The 17267-nt window shown below is 68.2% G+C and carries 15 protein-coding genes; 1 reads left to right on the top strand and 14 read right to left on the bottom strand.

Annotated features, from left to right (window positions below; all coding sequences use genetic code 11):
- The first annotated feature begins 62 nt into the window (after positions 1 to 62).
- Complete coding sequence (gene rarD / locus ACIRG5_RS46045) at positions 63 to 986, top strand: EamA family transporter RarD (protein ID WP_402917408.1); 924 nt, start codon at positions 63 to 65, stop codon at positions 984 to 986.
- A 3-nt stretch (positions 987 to 989) separates the two neighbouring features.
- Here rarD and ACIRG5_RS46040 read toward each other — a convergent pair whose 3' ends face one another.
- The 14 genes from ACIRG5_RS46040 to ACIRG5_RS45975 are packed head-to-tail and all read right to left on the bottom strand — an operon-like array spanning position 990 to position 17260.
- Positions 990 to 1991 (bottom strand): polyprenyl synthetase family protein, encoded by a 1002-nt coding sequence (locus tag ACIRG5_RS46040; RefSeq protein ID WP_402917405.1) that lies wholly within the window; start codon positions 1989 to 1991, stop codon positions 990 to 992.
- Positions 1992 to 2010: 19 nt separating this feature from the next.
- Positions 2011 to 3588, bottom strand: coding sequence for an NADH-quinone oxidoreductase subunit NuoN (gene nuoN, locus ACIRG5_RS46035; protein WP_402917402.1), 1578 nt, complete (start codon positions 3586 to 3588; stop codon positions 2011 to 2013).
- A 1-nt stretch (position 3589) separates the two neighbouring features.
- Positions 3590 to 5158, bottom strand: a complete 1569-nt coding sequence (locus ACIRG5_RS46030) for an NADH-quinone oxidoreductase subunit M (RefSeq protein WP_402917399.1) — start codon at positions 5156 to 5158, stop codon at positions 3590 to 3592.
- Entirely contained in the window at positions 5155 to 7092 is a 1938-nt protein-coding gene (nuoL, locus tag ACIRG5_RS46025) for an NADH-quinone oxidoreductase subunit L (RefSeq protein ID WP_402917396.1), read from the bottom strand. Before nuoL ends, ACIRG5_RS46030 begins: the two co-directional genes overlap by 4 nt.
- Before the next feature lie 10 nt (positions 7093 to 7102).
- Entirely contained in the window at positions 7103 to 7402 is a 300-nt protein-coding gene (gene nuoK, locus ACIRG5_RS46020) for an NADH-quinone oxidoreductase subunit NuoK (RefSeq protein ID WP_030473209.1), read from the bottom strand.
- The gene (locus ACIRG5_RS46015) at positions 7399 to 8250 is read right to left on the bottom strand and encodes an NADH-quinone oxidoreductase subunit J (RefSeq protein ID WP_402917392.1); all 852 of its coding nucleotides are present in this window, start codon (positions 8248 to 8250) and stop codon (positions 7399 to 7401) included. The genes nuoK and ACIRG5_RS46015 overlap by 4 nt, the downstream gene beginning before the upstream one ends.
- Positions 8247 to 8762 carry an NADH-quinone oxidoreductase subunit NuoI gene (gene nuoI / locus ACIRG5_RS46010; protein ID WP_093605905.1) on the bottom strand — a complete coding sequence of 172 codons (516 nt, stop codon included), beginning with the start codon at positions 8760 to 8762 and terminating at the stop codon, positions 8247 to 8249. The genes ACIRG5_RS46015 and nuoI overlap by 4 nt, the downstream gene beginning before the upstream one ends.
- A gap of 2 nt (positions 8763 to 8764) precedes the next feature.
- Positions 8765 to 10060 (bottom strand): NADH-quinone oxidoreductase subunit NuoH, encoded by a 1296-nt coding sequence (gene nuoH / locus ACIRG5_RS46005; protein ID WP_402917624.1) that lies wholly within the window; start codon positions 10058 to 10060, stop codon positions 8765 to 8767.
- A 23-nt stretch (positions 10061 to 10083) separates the two neighbouring features.
- On the bottom strand, positions 10084 to 12549 hold the full coding sequence (locus ACIRG5_RS46000; protein WP_402917389.1) for an NADH-quinone oxidoreductase subunit G: 2466 nt from the start codon (positions 12547 to 12549) through the stop codon (positions 10084 to 10086).
- Complete coding sequence (gene nuoF, locus ACIRG5_RS45995) at positions 12546 to 13844, bottom strand: NADH-quinone oxidoreductase subunit NuoF (RefSeq protein WP_402917386.1); 1299 nt, start codon at positions 13842 to 13844, stop codon at positions 12546 to 12548. The genes ACIRG5_RS46000 and nuoF overlap by 4 nt, the downstream gene beginning before the upstream one ends.
- Before the next feature lie 8 nt (positions 13845 to 13852).
- Positions 13853 to 14572, bottom strand: a complete 720-nt coding sequence (gene nuoE / locus ACIRG5_RS45990) for an NADH-quinone oxidoreductase subunit NuoE (RefSeq protein ID WP_402917383.1) — start codon at positions 14570 to 14572, stop codon at positions 13853 to 13855.
- Positions 14569 to 15966, bottom strand: a complete 1398-nt coding sequence (locus ACIRG5_RS45985) for an NADH-quinone oxidoreductase subunit D (RefSeq protein ID WP_402917380.1) — start codon at positions 15964 to 15966, stop codon at positions 14569 to 14571. The genes nuoE and ACIRG5_RS45985 overlap by 4 nt, the downstream gene beginning before the upstream one ends.
- Positions 15963 to 16712: an NADH-quinone oxidoreductase subunit C gene (locus ACIRG5_RS45980; RefSeq protein ID WP_402917377.1), complete on the bottom strand. Its 750-nt coding sequence runs from the start codon at positions 16710 to 16712 to the stop codon at positions 15963 to 15965. The genes ACIRG5_RS45985 and ACIRG5_RS45980 overlap by 4 nt, the downstream gene beginning before the upstream one ends.
- Entirely contained in the window at positions 16709 to 17260 is a 552-nt protein-coding gene (locus tag ACIRG5_RS45975; RefSeq protein WP_090013186.1) for an NADH-quinone oxidoreductase subunit B family protein, read from the bottom strand. Before ACIRG5_RS45975 ends, ACIRG5_RS45980 begins: the two co-directional genes overlap by 4 nt.
- Between the last annotated feature and the right edge of the window lie 7 nt (positions 17261 to 17267).

Genomic DNA, 17267 nt, shown 5'->3' with positions numbered 1-17267 from the left:
CTCCGTCACTACGCCGTTCAGCGCAAATAACGGGTGGAAAGCCCAGCGTAGAGTGGGATTTTGTGCCCCCTCTGACAACCTCGGCCACTACTTCGCCAGAAGTTCACACCCAGGGGCGAGGGCTCACCTACGGCGCACTCGCGTACGTCCTCTGGGGCCTGTTCCCGGCGTACTGGCCACTCCTCGTACCCGCCCAGCCGGTCGAGGTGCTCGCGCACCGGATCGTCTGGTCGTTCGTCACGCTCGCCATCGTCGTCATGATCCTCCGACGGTGGCGACCTTTCCTCGAACTATCCGGAAAAGGCTGGCTGATCGTTACCGCAGCGGCCGTGTTGATCACGGTGAACTGGGGCACCTACATCTACGCGGTCAACGCCCACCACGTCGTGGAGGCCGCGCTCGGCTACTTCATCACGCCACTGGTGAGCGTCGCGCTGGGCATGATCTTCCTGAAGGAACGCGTGCGGCTGCCGCAGACCGTAGCGATCGCTGTGGTCATCGTCGCTGTGATCGTGCTCACCGTCGACTACGGCAGACTGCCGATCATCTCGCTGATCCTCGGCTTCTCGTTCGGCGTCTACGGCCTGCTCAAGAAGAAGGTGCCGCTGGACTCCATCACCAGCCTCACCGCGGAGAGCGCCGTGATCGCTCCGATCGCGCTCGTCTACCTGCTCGTCCTCGGCAGCGCGAACACCTTCACCACCGAAGGCACCGGCCACACCCTGCTGCTCCTGAGCACCGGCATCGTCACGGCGGTCCCGCTGGTGTTGTTCGGCGCGGGCGCGCAACGGATTCCGCTGATCACGATGGGCATGCTGCAGTACCTCGCTCCGGTGCTGCAGTTCGCCTGGGGCGTGTTCGTGGTGCACGAACCGATGCCGGCCAGCAGGTGGATCGGGTTCGCCCTCGTCTGGCTGGCGCTCGCGATCTTCACCCTCGACGCGATGAAGAACCGGCGCAAGCAGGCGCTCGCGCCGGTCAGCTGATCACTAGCGAGAACGCTCCACGACGTAGACCGCGAGGTCTTCGAGGGCGGCCCGCGCGGCGCACTCCGGCAGCTTGCTCAGCTCCGTGCGGGCCCGGTCCACGTAGTCGTCGAGCATCTCGCGCGACTTGTCCATGCCCGCGGACTTCCGCAGCAGGGCAAGGGCCTCGTCCACCAGTTCGTCCTCGGTGACCGGCTCCGCCAGCAGCTCGGCGAGCCGCGTCTCGGACGGATCCGCCAACGCGTAGAGCATCGGCAGCGTCTTCACACCCTCGCGCAGATCCGTGCCCGGCGTCTTGCCGGACGTCACGGACGGCGAAGCGATGTCGATCACGTCGTCGGAGATCTGGAACGCCGCCCCGATCACCTCGGCGTACCGGCGCAGAGCGTCCGTCTGCTCCTCGGTCGCGTCGGAGAACATGCCGCCGAACCTGGCCGCGGTGGCGATCAGGACGCCCGTCTTCTCCTCGATCACCGTGAGGTAGTGGGAGATCGGGTCCTCGTCCGGCTTCGGCCCGACGGTCTCGCGCATCTGACCGGTCACCAGGACCGAGAAGGTCTCCGCGATGATCCGCGCCGCGTCCGTGCCGAGATCGGCGGTGAGCCGGGACGCGTGGGCGAACAGGAAGTCGCCCGTCAGGATCGCGATGCTGTTGTCCCACTTGACGTTCGCGGAGACCGCTCCGCGCCGCATGGTCGCCTCGTCCATGACGTCGTCGTGGTAGAGCGTCGCGAGGTGGGTGAGCTCGACCACAGCGGCCGCCTTGATGACCTTTTCCCGGTCCCAGTCGGCGCCGAACTGCGATGCGAGGAGTGTGAAGAGCGGGCGGATCCGCTTGCCGCCCGCCTCCACGAGGTGCAGGGACGTTTCCGTGACCGGGTGGAACTCGCTCTGCACGACGTCGTGCAGGATCTGCTCCACCTCGGCCAGGCCGTCCTGGACTACCTGAGTGAGCACGGGGTCCACCAACGCGAACCCCGGTCCCTCATGCTCGCTACTGGTCACACCAGCAGCCTACGTACACCTAGCTGAGGAAGGAGCCGGTACCCGCCCAATCGAGCACGAACGTGGGCCACAAACCCAGCACCAAGGTCACCACGGCACCCAACGTGATCGCGATCGTGGTGAACGCGCCGGGCACCGTCACGGTCGGGCCGTCCGGAGCCGGGTCGCTGAAGTACATCAGCACGATCACCCGCAGGTAGAAGAACGCCGCGACGGCCGAGGCCACCAGTGCGATCACCACGAGCGGCGTCAGGCCGGCCTCGATCGCCGCGCTGAACACGACGAACTTGCCGATGAAGCCGGACGTCAGCGGAATTCCGGCGAGGGCCAGCAGCAGGAACGTGAAGGTGGCCGCCACGATCGGCGACCGCTTCGCGAGACCCGCCCACTGCGACAGGTGCGTCGCCTCGCCGTCCGAGTTGCGGACCAGCGACACGATGCCGAACGCGGCGATCGTGGTGAAGCCGTACGCCAGCAGGTAGAACATGGTCGCGCTCACACCGGGTGCGTCGCCCTCCGGCGTCAGCGCGATGGAGCCGATGAGCAGGAAGCCCGCGTGCGCCACCGAGGAGTACGCGATCATGCGCTTCACGTCGGTCTGGGTGAGGCCCAGGATCGCGCCGATCACCATCGACACGATCGCGACGCCGTAGAGCACGCCACGCCATTCCCACTGCGTGTTCTCGAACGCCACCGTGAGCACGCGCAGGATGCCGCCGAACGCGGCGACCTTGGTGCACGCGGCCATGAACGCCGTCACCGGCGTCGGGGCGCCCTGGTACACGTCCGGGGTCCAGGCGTGGAACGGGCCGACAGCGGCCTTGAACAGCAGGCCCACCACCAGCAGGCCGAAGCCCGCGAACAGCAGCGTGTCGGAACGGTCCGTGCCACCCGCGGCGGTCGCGATGGCCGAGAGCTTCACCGAACCCGCGTAGCCGTACAGCAGAGCGACGCCGTACAGGAAGAACGCGGAGGCGAAAGCGCCGAGCAGGAAGTACTTCACGGCCGCTTCCTGCGAGAGCAGGCGACGGCGGCGAGCCAGGCCGCACAGCAGGTACAGCGGCAGCGACAGGACTTCCAGCGCGATGAACATCGTCAGCAGGTCGTTCGAGGCGACGAACGTCATCATGCCGCCGAGCGCGAACAGCGTGAGCGGGAAGACCTCGGTCTGCATGCCGGTCTTCGTCGCCTGCGCGCGGTCCTGCACGGTGCCAGGACGGATCGCGGCCTGGGCCACGAACGCGCCGCCGGGCTCCACCGAACGGTCGGCGATCAGCAGCACCGAGCCGAATCCCAGCACCAGCAACGTGGCCCACAGGAAGAGCGACGGCGAGTCGACCGCGATCGCGCCCGCCAACGTCGCCACGCCCTGTTCGGGACGCTCCGACGTGGCGTAGACGATCAGTGCGCCAACGGCACCGACCAGCGTCACGAGCGTGAGCACGAGCTGCACGGCCCACCGCTGATGCTTGGGCAGCAACGCTTCCAGCAACACGCTGACGCATGCCGCGCCGAGCACGATCAGCAGCGGCGCGATGGCGCCGTAATCGATCTCCGGCGCCTCGATCGTCTGCGCCTGAGCGACGAGAAGGTTCACGTCACTTGCCTTCCTGCACGGTGACCGGGTCGGTCACGCCGACCTCGGTCAGCGTCGCCCCAACGGTCGGGGTGATGACGTCGAGCACCGGCTGCGGGTAGAACCCGAGCGCCAGCACGATGACAACGAGCGGTGCCAGCACTGCGATCTCACGCTTGCTGAGGTCGCCGATGGTGGTCTTGCGCTCCGGGTCGCCGACGGCTCCCGGACCTGCGGCCGCGGCCACGAGCGCGTCGCCGCGCAGCGGGCCGGTCATGATCCGCTGGTAGAGCCACAGCACGTAGAGCGCCGCGAGCACCATGCCGACGGTGGCGATGATCGTGAACACCGGCTGCGTCGGGAACGAGCCGATCAGCACGAGGAACTCCGAGACGAACGAGTTCGTGCCCGGCAGCGACAGCGTGGTCAGACCCGACAGCAGCAGCATGCCCGCGAGCAGCGGCGCCACCTTCGACATGCCGCCGTAGTCGGAGATCAGCGACGAACCACCGCGCGCGATCACCATGCCGACCACGAGGATCAGCATGCCGGTCGAGACCGAGTGGTTGAGCATGTACGACACCGAACCCACGCCTGCCTGCGACGTGAACGAGAAGATGCCGAGCGCGATGAAACCGAAGTGGGCGATCGAGACGTAGGCGAGGAACCGCTTCATGTCCCGCTGGCCCGTGGCGAGCAGCGATCCATAAAGGACACCGGCCACCGCGAGCACGAGCACGAGCGGCGCCAGGTTCTTCGACGCCTCCGGGAACATCGGCAGCAGGTAGCGCAGCATGCCGAACGTGCCGACCTTGTCCAGGATGCCGACGACGATCACCGTGACGCCGATGGGCGCCTCGGCGGCCGCGTCGGGCAGCCAGGTGTGGAACGGCACGAGCGGCGCCTTGATCGCGAACGCCAGGAAGAAGCCGAGGAACAGCCAGGTCTGCGTCGTCGAGTCGGCGTCGCTGACCACCTTCACCAGCGTCGCCCAGTCGAACGTGCCCTTGCCCAGCTCGTCCGACGCCATCGCGTAGGCGCCGATCGCGGAGGCCAGCATGATCAGGCCGCCGAGGAACGAGTACAGGAAGAACTTGACCGCCGCGTACTGCCTGCGCGCGCCGCCGTAGCCGCCGATCAGGAAGTACATCGGGATCAGCATGACTTCGAAGAGCACGTAGAACAGGAAGACGTCGGTGGCGGCGAACACCGCGACCGTCACGGCCTCCTGGATCAGGATCAGCGAGAGGTATCCGCCCTGCGAACGGCCGGCGGGCAGCTTCTCCGTCCAGCCGGCACCGATCACCAGCGGGATCAGCAGCGCGATGACCGCGATCATCACCAGCGCGATGCCGTCGATGCCGAACTGCAGCCGCACACCGAACGCCGGGATCCAGTCCACGCCCGAGGCGAGCTGGATGCGGTCGCCGTCCGGGTCGTAGGCGAACCACAGCAGAGCGGCGAGCACGAGCTCGACGAGCGAGAACGCCAGCGCGACGAGCTTGGCATTCTTGTCGTCCTTGCGCAGGAACGCCACCACCAGCGCGCCGACCAGCGGCACCACCAGCAGTGCGATCAGAACCCAGGTCACGAGAACCTCACCACCAGGAGCGCTCCGAGCACGAAGATCGAGCCCAGCAGCATGGACAGTGCGTAGGAGCGGACGAACCCGGTCTGCAGCCTGCGCAACCGGCCGGAGCTACCGCCGAGCAGCGCCGCGGTGCCGTTGACCAGCCCGTCGACGCCCTTCAGGTCGAGGAACACCAGCGCGCGGGTGAGCCAGGTGCCCGGCCGCGCGAACAGCGCCTCGTTCAGTGCGTTGCCGTAGAGGTCCGCACGGGCCGCACGCACCGGCCAGGAGACCCGCACCGGCCGCTCGACCGGCTGCTTGCGGCGGCCGAAGAGCAGGAACGCGAGACCGGCGCCCACCAGGGCGAGCACGACGGTCAGGATCCCGACCATGCCGTGCGAGATCACGCCGTGCTCTTCCTTCAGCTCGCCCAGCGAGGGCTCCAGCCAGCCGGCCAGACGTCCGCCGGAGGAGAGGAACCAGCCACCACCGATCGAGCCGACCGCGAGGATGATCATCGGGACGGTCATCGTCAGCGGGGACTCGTGCGGGTGGTATTCCTTGCCGTCCTCGGACTTCAGTTCCTTCCAGCGGGGCTTGCCCAGGAAGACGAGGATCAGCAGGCGAGTCATGTAGAACGCGGTCAGCGCGGCGCCGAGCAGTGCGACACCACCGAAGACGTACGGGCGCCAGCCCTCCCCGGTGAACGCCGCCGCGATGATGGCGTCCTTCGAGAAGTAGCCCGCGAACGGCGGGATGCCGATCAGGGCGAGGTAGCCGAGCGTCCAGGTGACGAAGGTGATCGGCAGGAACTTGTAGAGCCCGCCCATCCTGCGGATGTTGCCCTCGTCGTTCATGCCGTGCATGACCGAACCGGCACCGAGGAAGAGCCCGGCCTTGAAGAAACCGTGCGTCAGCAGGTGCATGATGCCCAGCGCGTAGCCGATCGGGCCGAGGCCCACCGCGAGGATCATGTAACCGATCTGCGAGACCGTCGAGTACGCCAGGACCTTCTTGAAGTCGTCGTAGGCGCAACCGATGATGCAACCGATCAGCAGCGTGACGCCACCGATGATCATGACGACCAGGCGGCCGTCCTCGCTCAGGTTGTAGAGCGGGTTGGAGCGGGCGATCAGGTACACGCCCGCGGTGACCATCGTCGCCGCGTGGATCAGGGCGGACACCGGGGTCGGGCCGGCCATCGCGTCCGGCAACCAGGCCTGGAGCGGGAACTGGCCGGACTTGCCGCAGGCGCCCAGGAGCAGCAGCAGCGTGATCGCGAGGACCTCGGCGGAGGAGAACTCGCCGACGCGGCTGAAGACCTCGGTGTACTGCGTCGTCCCGAGCTTGGTGAACATCAGGAAGATCGCGATGGCGAGGCCCAGGTCACCGACGCGGTTCATCAGGAAGGCCTTCTTGGCCGCCGATGCCGCTTCCGGCTTGTACTGGTACCAGCCGATCAGCAGGTACGAGGCGAGACCGACGCCCTCCCAGCCGAAGTACAGGGTCACGAAGCCGTTGCCCAGCACCAGCAGGAGCATCGCCGAGACGAAGAGGTTGAGGTAGGCGAAGAACTTCCGCCTGCCTTCCTCGTGCGCCATGTAGCCGATCGAGTAGATGTGGATCAGCGAGCCCACACCGGTGATCAGCAGCACGAACGTCAGCGACAGCGGGTCGATCCGCAGTCCGAACTCGACGGTCAGCGCGTTGACGTCGATCCAGTCCCACAGGTGCAGGTTCTGGACGCGCTCCTCGGCGTTCGAGGTGCCGATCGTCGAGAAGAACAACGCGAGCGCGTAGGCGAACGACGCCAGCAGCGTGCCGCTGCCGAGCAGATGACCCCACTTGTCAGCGCGCTTGCCACTGACCAACAGCACCGCCGCACCGAACGCGGGCAGCGCGAGCAACAACCAGGCGAAGCTCGCGACCCCGCTGGCGACAACAGGTTCCGTCACCGGTGACCCCTCAGTACTTCAGCAGGTTCGAGTCGTCGACCGAGGCCGAGCGACGCGTCCGGAAGATGGACATGATGATCGCGAGGCCGACGACGACCTCCGCCGCGGCGACGACCATCACGAAGAACGCCATCACCTGACCGTCGAGCGAGCCGTTGATCCGCGCGAACGTCACCAGGCTCAGGTTGACCGCGTTGAGCATGAGCTCGACGCACATGAAGACCACGATGGCGTTGCGGCGCACCAGGACGCCGACGGCGCCGATGCTGAACAGCAGTGCCGACAGCAGCAGGTAGTACGTGGGAGTCACGACTCACTTCCCTTGAGCGCGTGCGCGTCGGCCTCGTGCCCGGTGCCGGCCACGTCGGCGACGTCGTCCGACAGCGTGGACTTGTCGGTCGCCTCGATGACCTCGAACAGCGACTCCTCCGCCACGCTGCCGTCGGGCAGCAGGGCGGGGGTGGCCACCGAGTTGGCGGTGGCGAAGACGCCGGGGCCCGGCAGCGAGCCGACCCGCTTGCCGTCCTGGAAGCGCTCCTCGACGAGTTCCTTCTGCGTCTTCTTGGAGGGCTTCCCGTCGCGGCCGACGAAGGCCAGGATCATCGCGCCGAGGGCGGCGGTGATCAGCAGCGCCGACGTGAGCTCGAACGCGAACAGGTAGTCCGTGAAGAGCTTCTGGCCGATGTTGCCGACGTTGCCGCCGTTCGTGGTGTTCGCCTCGGCGAGACCGCGGGCGTCGACACCGGTCAGCGCGCGGCCGACCGAACCGACCAGGATCACGGCGAACCCGATGCCGAGCAACGCGGCCGCGAGTCGCTGGCCCCGGATCACTTCGACGACCGAGTCCGAACTGTCGCGGCCGACCATCATCAGCACGAACAGGAACAGCATCATGATCGCGCCGGTGTAGACGATGATCTGCACGAAGCCGAGGAACGGCGCCTGCTGGATCATGTACAGCACACCGAGGCTGAGCATCGTCACGACGAGCCACAGCGCGGAGTGCACCGCGTTGCGCGCGAAGAGCATGCCGAGCGCACCGGCCAGCGCGAGCGGGCCGAGCACCCAGAACGCGATGGCCTCGCCCGTGGTCACGGTGTCGACCACGCGCTGCACGGGTTCCGGCTGCTGGGCCAGGAAGCTGACGAGAAGACTCACTGCTGGGCCTCCTTGGCCAGCCGCGGGCCGTTCACGTAGTAGTCCTGCTCGTTGTCGCCGAGCCGCATCGGGTGCGGCGGCTGCTCCATGCCGGGCAGCAGCGGGGCGAGCAGGTCCTCCTTCGTGAAGATCAGGTCCTGGCGGTTGTCGTCGGCGAGCTCGTACTCGTTCGTCATCGTGAGCGAACGGGTCGGGCACGCCTCGATGCACAGGCCGCAGCCGATGCAGCGCAGGTAGTTGATCTGGTAGTCGGCGCCGAAGCGCTCACCGGGGGAGAACCGCGCCTCCTCGGTGTTGTCACCACCCTCGACGAAGATCGCGTCCGCCGGGCAGGCCCACGCGCACAGCTCGCAGCCGACGCACTTCTCCAGCCCGTCCGGGTGCCGGTTGAGCTGGTGACGGCCGTGGAACCGCGGCGCGGTCACCTTCTTGACCTCGGGGTACTCCTCCGTCACCACCTTCTTGAACATGGTGCCGAAGGTGACTCCGAAGCCTTTCAGGGACTCGAACATCCCTACTCAGCCTCCTTACCGGTGGTGACGGCTGCCGTCTCCTTGGGGAGAGTGGCGACCTTGACCTTGCGTTTCGGCGCGGCCTTGGGGACAACGAGGTCGAGCGGCGGGACGGGGAAGCCGGAACCCGCGAGCGGAACGCCCTTGGTGTCCTGGACCTTCTTGTCCGGCAGCAGGAACGAGACCAGCAGCACCAGGCCGACGATCACGCCGAGCGCGATGAGCCGCTGTGCCGTGGAGAGCTGCTGGATCGCGCCGGTGCGGATGACCGCGACGGCCATGATCCAGACGAGGCTGGTAGGGACCAGCACCTTCCAGCCCAGGCGCATGAACTGGTCGTAGCGCATGCGGGGCAGCGTGCCGCGCAGCCAGATGAAGATGAACAGGAAGCCCAGCGTCTTGATGATGAACCAGAGCAGGCCCCACCAGCCGGTGTTCATGAACTCGCCGCTCCACGGGGCGTGGTAGCCGCCGAGGAAGAGCGTGGTCGCGAGCGCCGAGACGGTGACCATGTTGACGTACTCGGCGAGGAAGAACAGCGCGAACTTCAGCGAGCTGTACTCCGTGTGGAAACCACCGACGAGCTCCGACTCGGCCTCGGGGAGGTCGAACGGGGCGCGGTTGGTCTCGCCGACCATCGACACGACGTAGATCGCGAAGCTGGGGAAGAGCAGGAGGCCGAACCAGCCGGGCGCGAACCCGAGCACGGTGGTCGCCTGCGCGCCGACGATGTCACCGGTCGACATCGAGCCGGTGAACATGATCACCGCGACGATCGACAGGCCCATCGCGATCTCGTAGGAGATCACCTGCGCGGCCGACCGCAGCGCGCCGAGCAGCGGGTACGGCGAGCCGGAGGCCCAGCCGGACAGCACGATGCCGTAGACGCCGATCGAGGAGCAGGCCAGCACCACGAGCACGCCGACCGGGAGGTCGACGAGCTGCAGCGCGGTCTGCTGACCGAACAGGTTGACCTCGCCCGCGAGCGGAATCACCGAGAACGCGAGGAACGCGGGGATGCAGGAGATCACCGGCGCGAGGAAGAACACCCACTTGTCCGCGAGGACGGGACGGATGTCCTCCTTGAACGCGAGCTTCAGACCGTCCGCGAGCGACTGGAGCCAGCCGTTCGGGCCGACCCGGTTGGGGCCGGGGCGGTGCTGCATCCGCGCGACGACCTTGCGCTCCCAGTTGATCATGAACAGGGTCATGACCACGAGGAACGCGAAGATCGCGACGACCTTGATCAGGATCAGCCAGAACGGGTCGTCCGCGAGGAGCTTGGCGGTCTCGCCGATCTCCGCCGCGTAGAAGTGCTGGGTCATGACGTCACCCCAAAGGAAGATCCTCCGCTGACGGAGACGATCGAGCCGTGGCCCGCGCCGAGAGTGGCCCGGACGGTCACGTCACCCGAGTTGGTGGGCAGCCAGATGACGCCCTCGGGCAGGTCGTCGGTCTCGACCGGGAGCGTGATCGCGCCACGCTCGGTGGAGACCGTCACGAACCCGCCGGACTCCAGGCCGAACTGCCGCGCGGTGGTCTCCGCGATCTTCGCGACGACCGGGCGAGCGGTGCCGGCCAGGTGCGGCTCGTCCACCTGCAGCGAGCCGTTGCCGATCAGGCGGTGCCACGTGGCGAGCACGGCCTTGCCCGCACCGGCAGGGGACACCAGCGGCGCGGCGACGTTGAGCGACGAACCGCCCGGCGTGCCCTCGCCCAGGCGGGCCAGGTCGGCGGCCGAGGCGGCGGGCGTCTGCGTGAACAGGTCCGCGTCCATCTCCACCGCGAGGGTGTCGAGCACGCGGCAGTCCGGCAGCGAGCCGGTGCCTTCGAGCGTGGTGCCGAACTCGCGGCGGCGGCCCTCCCAGTTGAGGTAGCTGCCGGCCTTCTCGACCGCGGGCGCGATCGGGAGCACGACGTCGGCGTACGCGGTGACCGCGCTGGGCCGGAGTTCCAGGCTCACGACGAAACCGGCGCCCGACAGGGCCTTCTCCGCGAGCCGCGGGTCGGGCAGGTCGAACGGGTCGACGCCACCGACCAGCAGACCGGACAGTTCGCCGTTCGCGGCGGCCTCCAGGATGCCCGTGGTGTCGCGGCCCGGCGTCGCGGGAAGCGAGCCCTCCTCGACGCCCCAGGTGCGCTCGACCTCGGTGCGCGCCGCGGCGTTCGCGACGTGACGGCCACCGGGCAGCAGGTTCGGCGTGGCACCGACCGCGAGCGCACCGCGCTCACCGGCACGGCGCGGGATCCATGCGACCTTGGCGCCCGTGCGCTCGGCCAGCCTGGCGACCGCGGAGAACGCGCCGGGGATCTCGGCGGCGCGCTCGCCGACCAGGATCACCGCACCGGGCTTGCCGAGCAGGTCGACGACGTCGGAAGCGTGCTCCGGCAACGCGTTGAGGGCGTTCGCCTCGGCGCCGGGCACGCAGGCGAGCAGCGTGCCGAACGTCTTCTCCACGGCCGGGGTCGTGTACTGGCCGAGGTGGAAGACCTTCGTGGTGCCCTTGCGAGCGGCCTTGCGCAGACGCAGGAAGACGATCGGCGCCTCTTCCTCGGGCTCGAACGCGACCAGCAGCGCGGCCGGCGCGGACTCGATGCCCTGGAAGGTGACTCCGTTGTCCGGGTTGGTGAACACCGTGGTGCCGGACAGGAACTCCAGCTCCTCGGCGCTGTGCGGCCGGGCGCGGAAGTCGATGTCGTTGGTGTGCAACGCGATCCGGGCGAACTTCGAGTACGCGTAGGCGTCCTCGACGGTCAGCCGGCCACCGGTCAGCACACCGACGCCGTTGGCTTCGCGGGCCGCCGTCAGACCGGCCGCCGCGACCTGCAGCGCCTCGGTCCAGGACGACTCGCGCAGCTCACCGGACTCGGCGTCGCGGACCAGCGGACGCTTGATGCGGTCACCGGTCGTGGCATAGCGGAAGGCGAACCGGCCCTTGTCGCAGATCCACTCCTCGTTGACCTGCGGGTCGTCGCCGGCGAGCTTGCGCTGCACCTTGCCGCGCCGCCAGTCGGTGCGCTCGGCGCACCCCGACGAGCAGTGCTCGCAGACGCTCGGCGTCGACACGAGGTCGAACGGCCGGGCGCGGAAGCGGTAGGCCGCCGACGTGAGCGCGCCGACCGGGCAGATCTGGATGGTGTTGCCGGAGAAGTAGCTCTGGAACGGCTTGTCCTGCGCCACACCGATCTGCTGCTGCGAGCCGCGCTCGAGCAGTTCGATGAACGGGTCGCCGGCGATCTGCGCGGAGAACCGGGTGCAGCGCTGGCAGAGCACGCAGCGTTCGCGGTCGAGCAGCACCTGCGTGGAGATGTTGATCGGCTTCGGGAACGTCCGCTTGTGCTCGTGGAAGCGGGAGTCGCTGCGGCCGTGGGCGATCGCCTGGTTCTGCAGCGGGCACTCACCGCCCTTGTCGCAGATCGGGCAGTCCAGCGGGTGGTTGATGAGCAGCAGCTCCATCACACCCTGCTGAGCCTTGTCCGCGACCGGCGAGGTCAGCTGGGTCTTCACGACCATGCCGTCCGCGACCGTCATCGTGCAGGAGGCCTGCGGCTTCGGCATGGGCCGGCCGCCCATCTCGACCTCGACGAGGCACTGGCGGCAGGCGCCCGCGGGCTCCAGCAGCGGGTGGTCGCAGAAGCGCGGGATGACCGTGCCGAGGCGCTCGGCCGTGCGGATCAGCAGCTCACCCTTGGGCGCGATGACCTCGACGCCGTCGATGACGAGCTTGACGTGACCCTCGGGCACGACGACCTCGGACGTGGTGGGCTTGTCAGGCGCGATGGTCATGCGTTCGCTCCAGCCAGGACGGTGCTAGCCCTGTTCTTGGGAGAGTTCTGGTCGCACAGGGCCAGGAACTCGTCCTTGAAGTACTTGATGCCACTGGTGATCGGGCTGACGGCACCGTCACCGAGTGCGCAGAACGAGCGGCCGAGGATGTTGTCGCAGACGTCGAGCAACGTGTCGATGTCGCTCGCCGTGCCGTTGCCCGCCACCATCCGCTGCAGGATCTGCACGAGCCAGTACGTGCCCTCGCGGCACGGCGTGCACTTGCCGCACGACTCGTGCTTGTAGAACTCCGTCCACTTCATGACGGCCCACGGCACGGACACGGTCTCGTTGAAGATCTGCAGGGCGGTGGTGCCCAGCATCGAACCGGCCTCGGCGGCACCCTCGAAGTCCAGCGGCACGTCGAGGTGCTCGGCGGTGAACAGCGGGGTGGACGAGCCACCCGGCGTCCAGAACTTGATCGGGATGCCGTCCTTCATGCCACCGGCCATGTCGAGCAGCTGCCGGAGCGTGGTGCCCATCGGCGCCTCGTACTGGCCGGGCCGCGTGACGTGGCCGGACAGCGAGTAGATCTTCGGACCGGGTGAGCGGTCGCGACCCATCTCGCGGAACCAGTCGGCGCCACCGTTGACGATGAAGGGAACCGACGCGATGGTCTCGACGTTGTTCACGACAGTGGGCGACGCGTAGAGGCCCGAGGTCGCGGGGAACGGCGGCTTGAGTCGCGGCTGGCCGCGACGGCCCTCCAGCGAGTCGAGCAGCGCGGTCTCCTCGCCGCAGATGTACGCGCCGGCGCCGGCGTGGATCACCACGTCGAGGTCGAACCCGCTGCCGAGGATGTTCTTGCCCAGGTAGCCCTTGGCGTACGCCTCGCGCACCGCCGCGTTGAGGCGGCGGATGCAGTGCAGGACCTCGCCGCGGACGTAGATCGCCGCGAAGTTCGCGCGGATGGCGAACGACGTGATGATCACGCCCTCGATCAGCGAGTGCGGGTCCGCCATCATCAGCGGGATGTCCTTGCAGGTGCCCGGCTCGCCCTCGTCGGCGTTGATGACGAGGTAGTGCGGCTTGCCGTCGCCCTGCGGGATGAAGCCCCACTTCATGCCGGTGGGGAATCCCGCGCCGCCGCGGCCGCGCAGTCCGGAGTCCTTGCACTGCTGGATGAGCTGGTCCGGGTGAGCCTTCAGCGCCTTGGGCAGGGCGGTGTAGCCACCGGTGCGCTCGTAGGTCTCGATGGTCCAGGACTTGGGCTCGGTCCAGCGCTTGGTGAGAACAGGAGTCAGCGGGTCAACCATTGTCTTCCCTACTTCTTTTCCGGCAGGGCAGGGAACTCGGCGTTGGACGGCGTGTTCGGCGCGTCCCAGCCGCGGTCCTTGGCGATCTGCGCACCGGCCAGCGTCTCCGGCGCCGCCGACGGGCCGTCGAGGTCGGCGTCGCGACCCTCGAAGAACCCGGCGAGCTGGAGCTCGGCCTGCTTGAAGTCGGTGAGCGGGGCGCCGCGCGTCGGGGCGGGCTTGTCCCCTGACTGCAACGCCTTCACGAGTCCCAGCGCCTTCTCGGGCGTCTGGTTGTCGTAGAACTCGTAGTTGACCTGGAGCACCGGGCCGAGGTCGCACGCGGCGAGGCACTCGGCGTGCTCCAGCGTGATCGAGCCCTGCGTGCCGGGCTCGCCCGCGGTCTCCTCGTGGCCCACACCGAGGTGGCTCTTGAGCGTCGAGTAGATCTCGTCGCCGCCCAGCGCCGCGCACAGCGTGTTAGTGCACACGCTGACCAGGTGTTCACCGCACGGCTTGCGCTTGTACATCGTGTAGAACGTCGCGACCGCGCTGACCTCGGCCTCGCTCAGGTCGAGCTGTCCGGCGCAGAACCGGATGCCGTCCTGGGAGACGTAGCCCTCGACCGACTGCACGAGGTGCAGCATCGGGAGCAGCGCACTGCGGGCCTGCGGGTAGCGGGCGACGATCGCCTGCGCGCGGTCCACAGTGGACTGGTCGAACGTCGTGGTCTCTGGGGCCTGAGTCATCGGTCGCAACCACCCATCACCGGGTCGATCGAGGCGACGGACGCGATCACGTCGGCGACCATGCCGCCCTCGCACATCGCGGGCATCGACTGGAGGTTCACGAAGCTTGGTTCGCGCAGGTGCACGCGCATCGGCCTGGTGCCGCCGTCGGAGACGACGTGGTAGCCGAGCTCGCCGCGCGGCGACTCGACCGGCACGTAGACCTGGCCCGCCGGAACCTTGAAGCCCTCGGTCACCAGCTTGAAGTGGTGGATCAGGGACTCCATGGACTGGCCCATGATCTTGCGGACGTGCTCGAGCGAGTTGCCCATGCCGTCGCTGCCGATCGTGAGCTGCGCCGGCCACGCGATCTTCGCGTCCTCGACCATGACCGGACCGGTCGGCAGGCTCTTCACGACCTGCTTGATGATCCGCAGCGACTGGTGCATCTCCTCGAGCCGCAGCAGGTACCGCGCGAAGCAGTCCGCCGCGTTCGAGGTCGGCACGTCGAACTGGTAGTTCTCGTAGCCGCTGTACGGCTCGATCTTGCGCAGGTCCCAGGCGAGGCCGGCGGAGCGCAGGATCGGGCCGGTGATGCCGAGCGCGAGGCACGCGTCGACGGGCAGGTAACCCACGCCCGCCATGCGGTTGCGCCAGATCGGCTGGCCGGTGAGCAGCTTGTCGTAGTCCGGCAGCCGCTTTTCCATGATCTTGACGAACGCGGTGATCTTCTCGACCGCGTCGTCGGGCAGGTCCTGCGCGAGACCGCCGGGCCGGATGAACGCGTGGTTCATCCGCAGGCCGGTGAGGTGCTCCAGCAGGTGCAGGGCCTCCTCGCGCTCGCGGAAGCCGGAGGTCATGCCGGTGAGGGCACCGAGCTCCATGCCGCCGGTGGCGAGCGCGACGAGGTGCGAGCTGATGCGGTTGATCTCCATCAGCAGCACGCGGATCGCCTGCGCCTTGTCCGGCACCGTGACGCCGAGCAGCTTCTCGACGGCCATGCAGTACGCGGCCTCGTGGTGCAGCGGCGCGAGGTAGTCGGTGCGCGTGATGAAGGTGACGCCCTGGACCCAGTTCCGGTACTCGAGGTTCTTCTCGATGCCGGTGTGCAGGTAGCCGATGACGCTGCGCGCGTGCGTGACCGTCTCGCCCTCGAGCTCCAGGACCAGGCGGAGCACGCCGTGGGTCGAGGGGTGCTGCGGGCCGAGGTTCATGACGATGCGCTCGTCGTGGACCGCGTCCGCGAGCACCTCGTCCCAGTCGCCGCCGGTCACCGTGTAGACGGTGCCCTCGGTGGTCTTGCGGGAGTCCGCGACCTCGGGAGTCTCGGCGCGGGTGGTGACGTCGTCCGTGCTGTCGCTGCCGGTCGCACTGGTGTTGGTGCCGGTGGTGACGTCGGAAAGCCGCTCGGTCATGAGTAGGACCGCCTCTGGTCCGGCGGAGGAATCTCCGCGCCCTTGTACTCCACCGGGATGCCACCCAGCGGGTAGTCCTTGCGCTGGGGGTGTCCGTCCCAGTCGTCCGGCATGAGGATGCGGGTCAGTCCGGGGTGACCGTCGTAGATGATCCCGAACATGTCCCAGGTCTCGCGCTCCTGCCAGTCCGCCGTCGGGTAGACCTCGACGAGGCTCGGCACGTGCGGGTGCTCGACGTCGACCGCGACCTCCAGCCGCACGCGGCGGCGGTACGTCATCGACGTGAGGTGCACGACCGAGTGCAGGCGCTGCGGCACGTCGGCGCCGTAGTCCACACCGGACACCGAGCTGCAGAGCTCGAAGCGCAGCGCCGGGGTGTCGCGGAAGATCCGCGCGACCTCCAGCAGCGTCTCCGGCCTGAGGTAGAAGGTGATCTCGCCGCGGTCGACCGTCACCTGCTGGACCGTGTCGGCGGGCAGGCCCTTCTCGCCGATGGCGGCGAAGAGCTCGTCCGCGACCTCGTCGAACCAGCCGCCGAACGGGCGCTCGGCTGGAGCAGCCACGTGAGCGGGCAGGCGCAGGCCACCGAAGCCCGACGTGTCACCGGAGCCGGTGACGCCGAAGAGCCCCTGGCGCTCCTTGCCCGCGAGGATCGGCGCCTTCGCCTTCGCCTCTGTCGGGTTGGTCTTCTCGAGATCCTCTCCCGCGCGGTTGACGCTGGAGTGCTCTCCCCCTGGCTCGGTCACTTCTTCCTCGCAAAACGCTCGGAGGACGGGATGAGATCGGTGCGGTAGCCCGAGTCGGCGAGCGCCTTGGCGCGCACGGCGCCCAGCGGCTCGTCCATGATCTTGGCGTGGATCTTGAGGATCGCGTCCATCAGCATCTCCGGCCGCGGCGGGCAGCCCGGCAGGTACATGTCGACGGGCACGACGTGGTCGACGCCCTGCACCACCGCGTAGTTGTTGAACATGCCGCCAGTGCTGGCGCACACGCCCATGGCCAGCACCCAGCGCGGCTCGGGCATCTGGTCGTAGATCTGCCGCAGCACCGGCGCCATCTTGTTGGTGACGCGGCCGGCCACGATCATCAGGTCCGCCTGGCGCGGTGAGGCCCGGAAGACCTCCATGCCGAAGCGGGCCAGGTCGTAGCGCGGACCACCCGTCGTCATCATCTCGATGGCGCAGCAGGCCAGGCCGAAGGTGGCAGGCCACAGCGAGGACTTGCGGGTCCAGTTGACCAGCTTCTCGACGCTGACCAGCAGGATGCCGTTCGGGAGCTTCTCCTCGAGACCCATGACTTCC

This window comes from Lentzea sp. NPDC102401, assembly GCF_044765805.1.
GTDB lineage: Bacteria > Actinomycetota > Actinomycetes > Mycobacteriales > Pseudonocardiaceae > Lentzea > Lentzea sokolovensis.
Note: the sequence above shows the minus strand (reverse complement) of the source record. Positions and strands in the feature narration are given on the sequence as shown.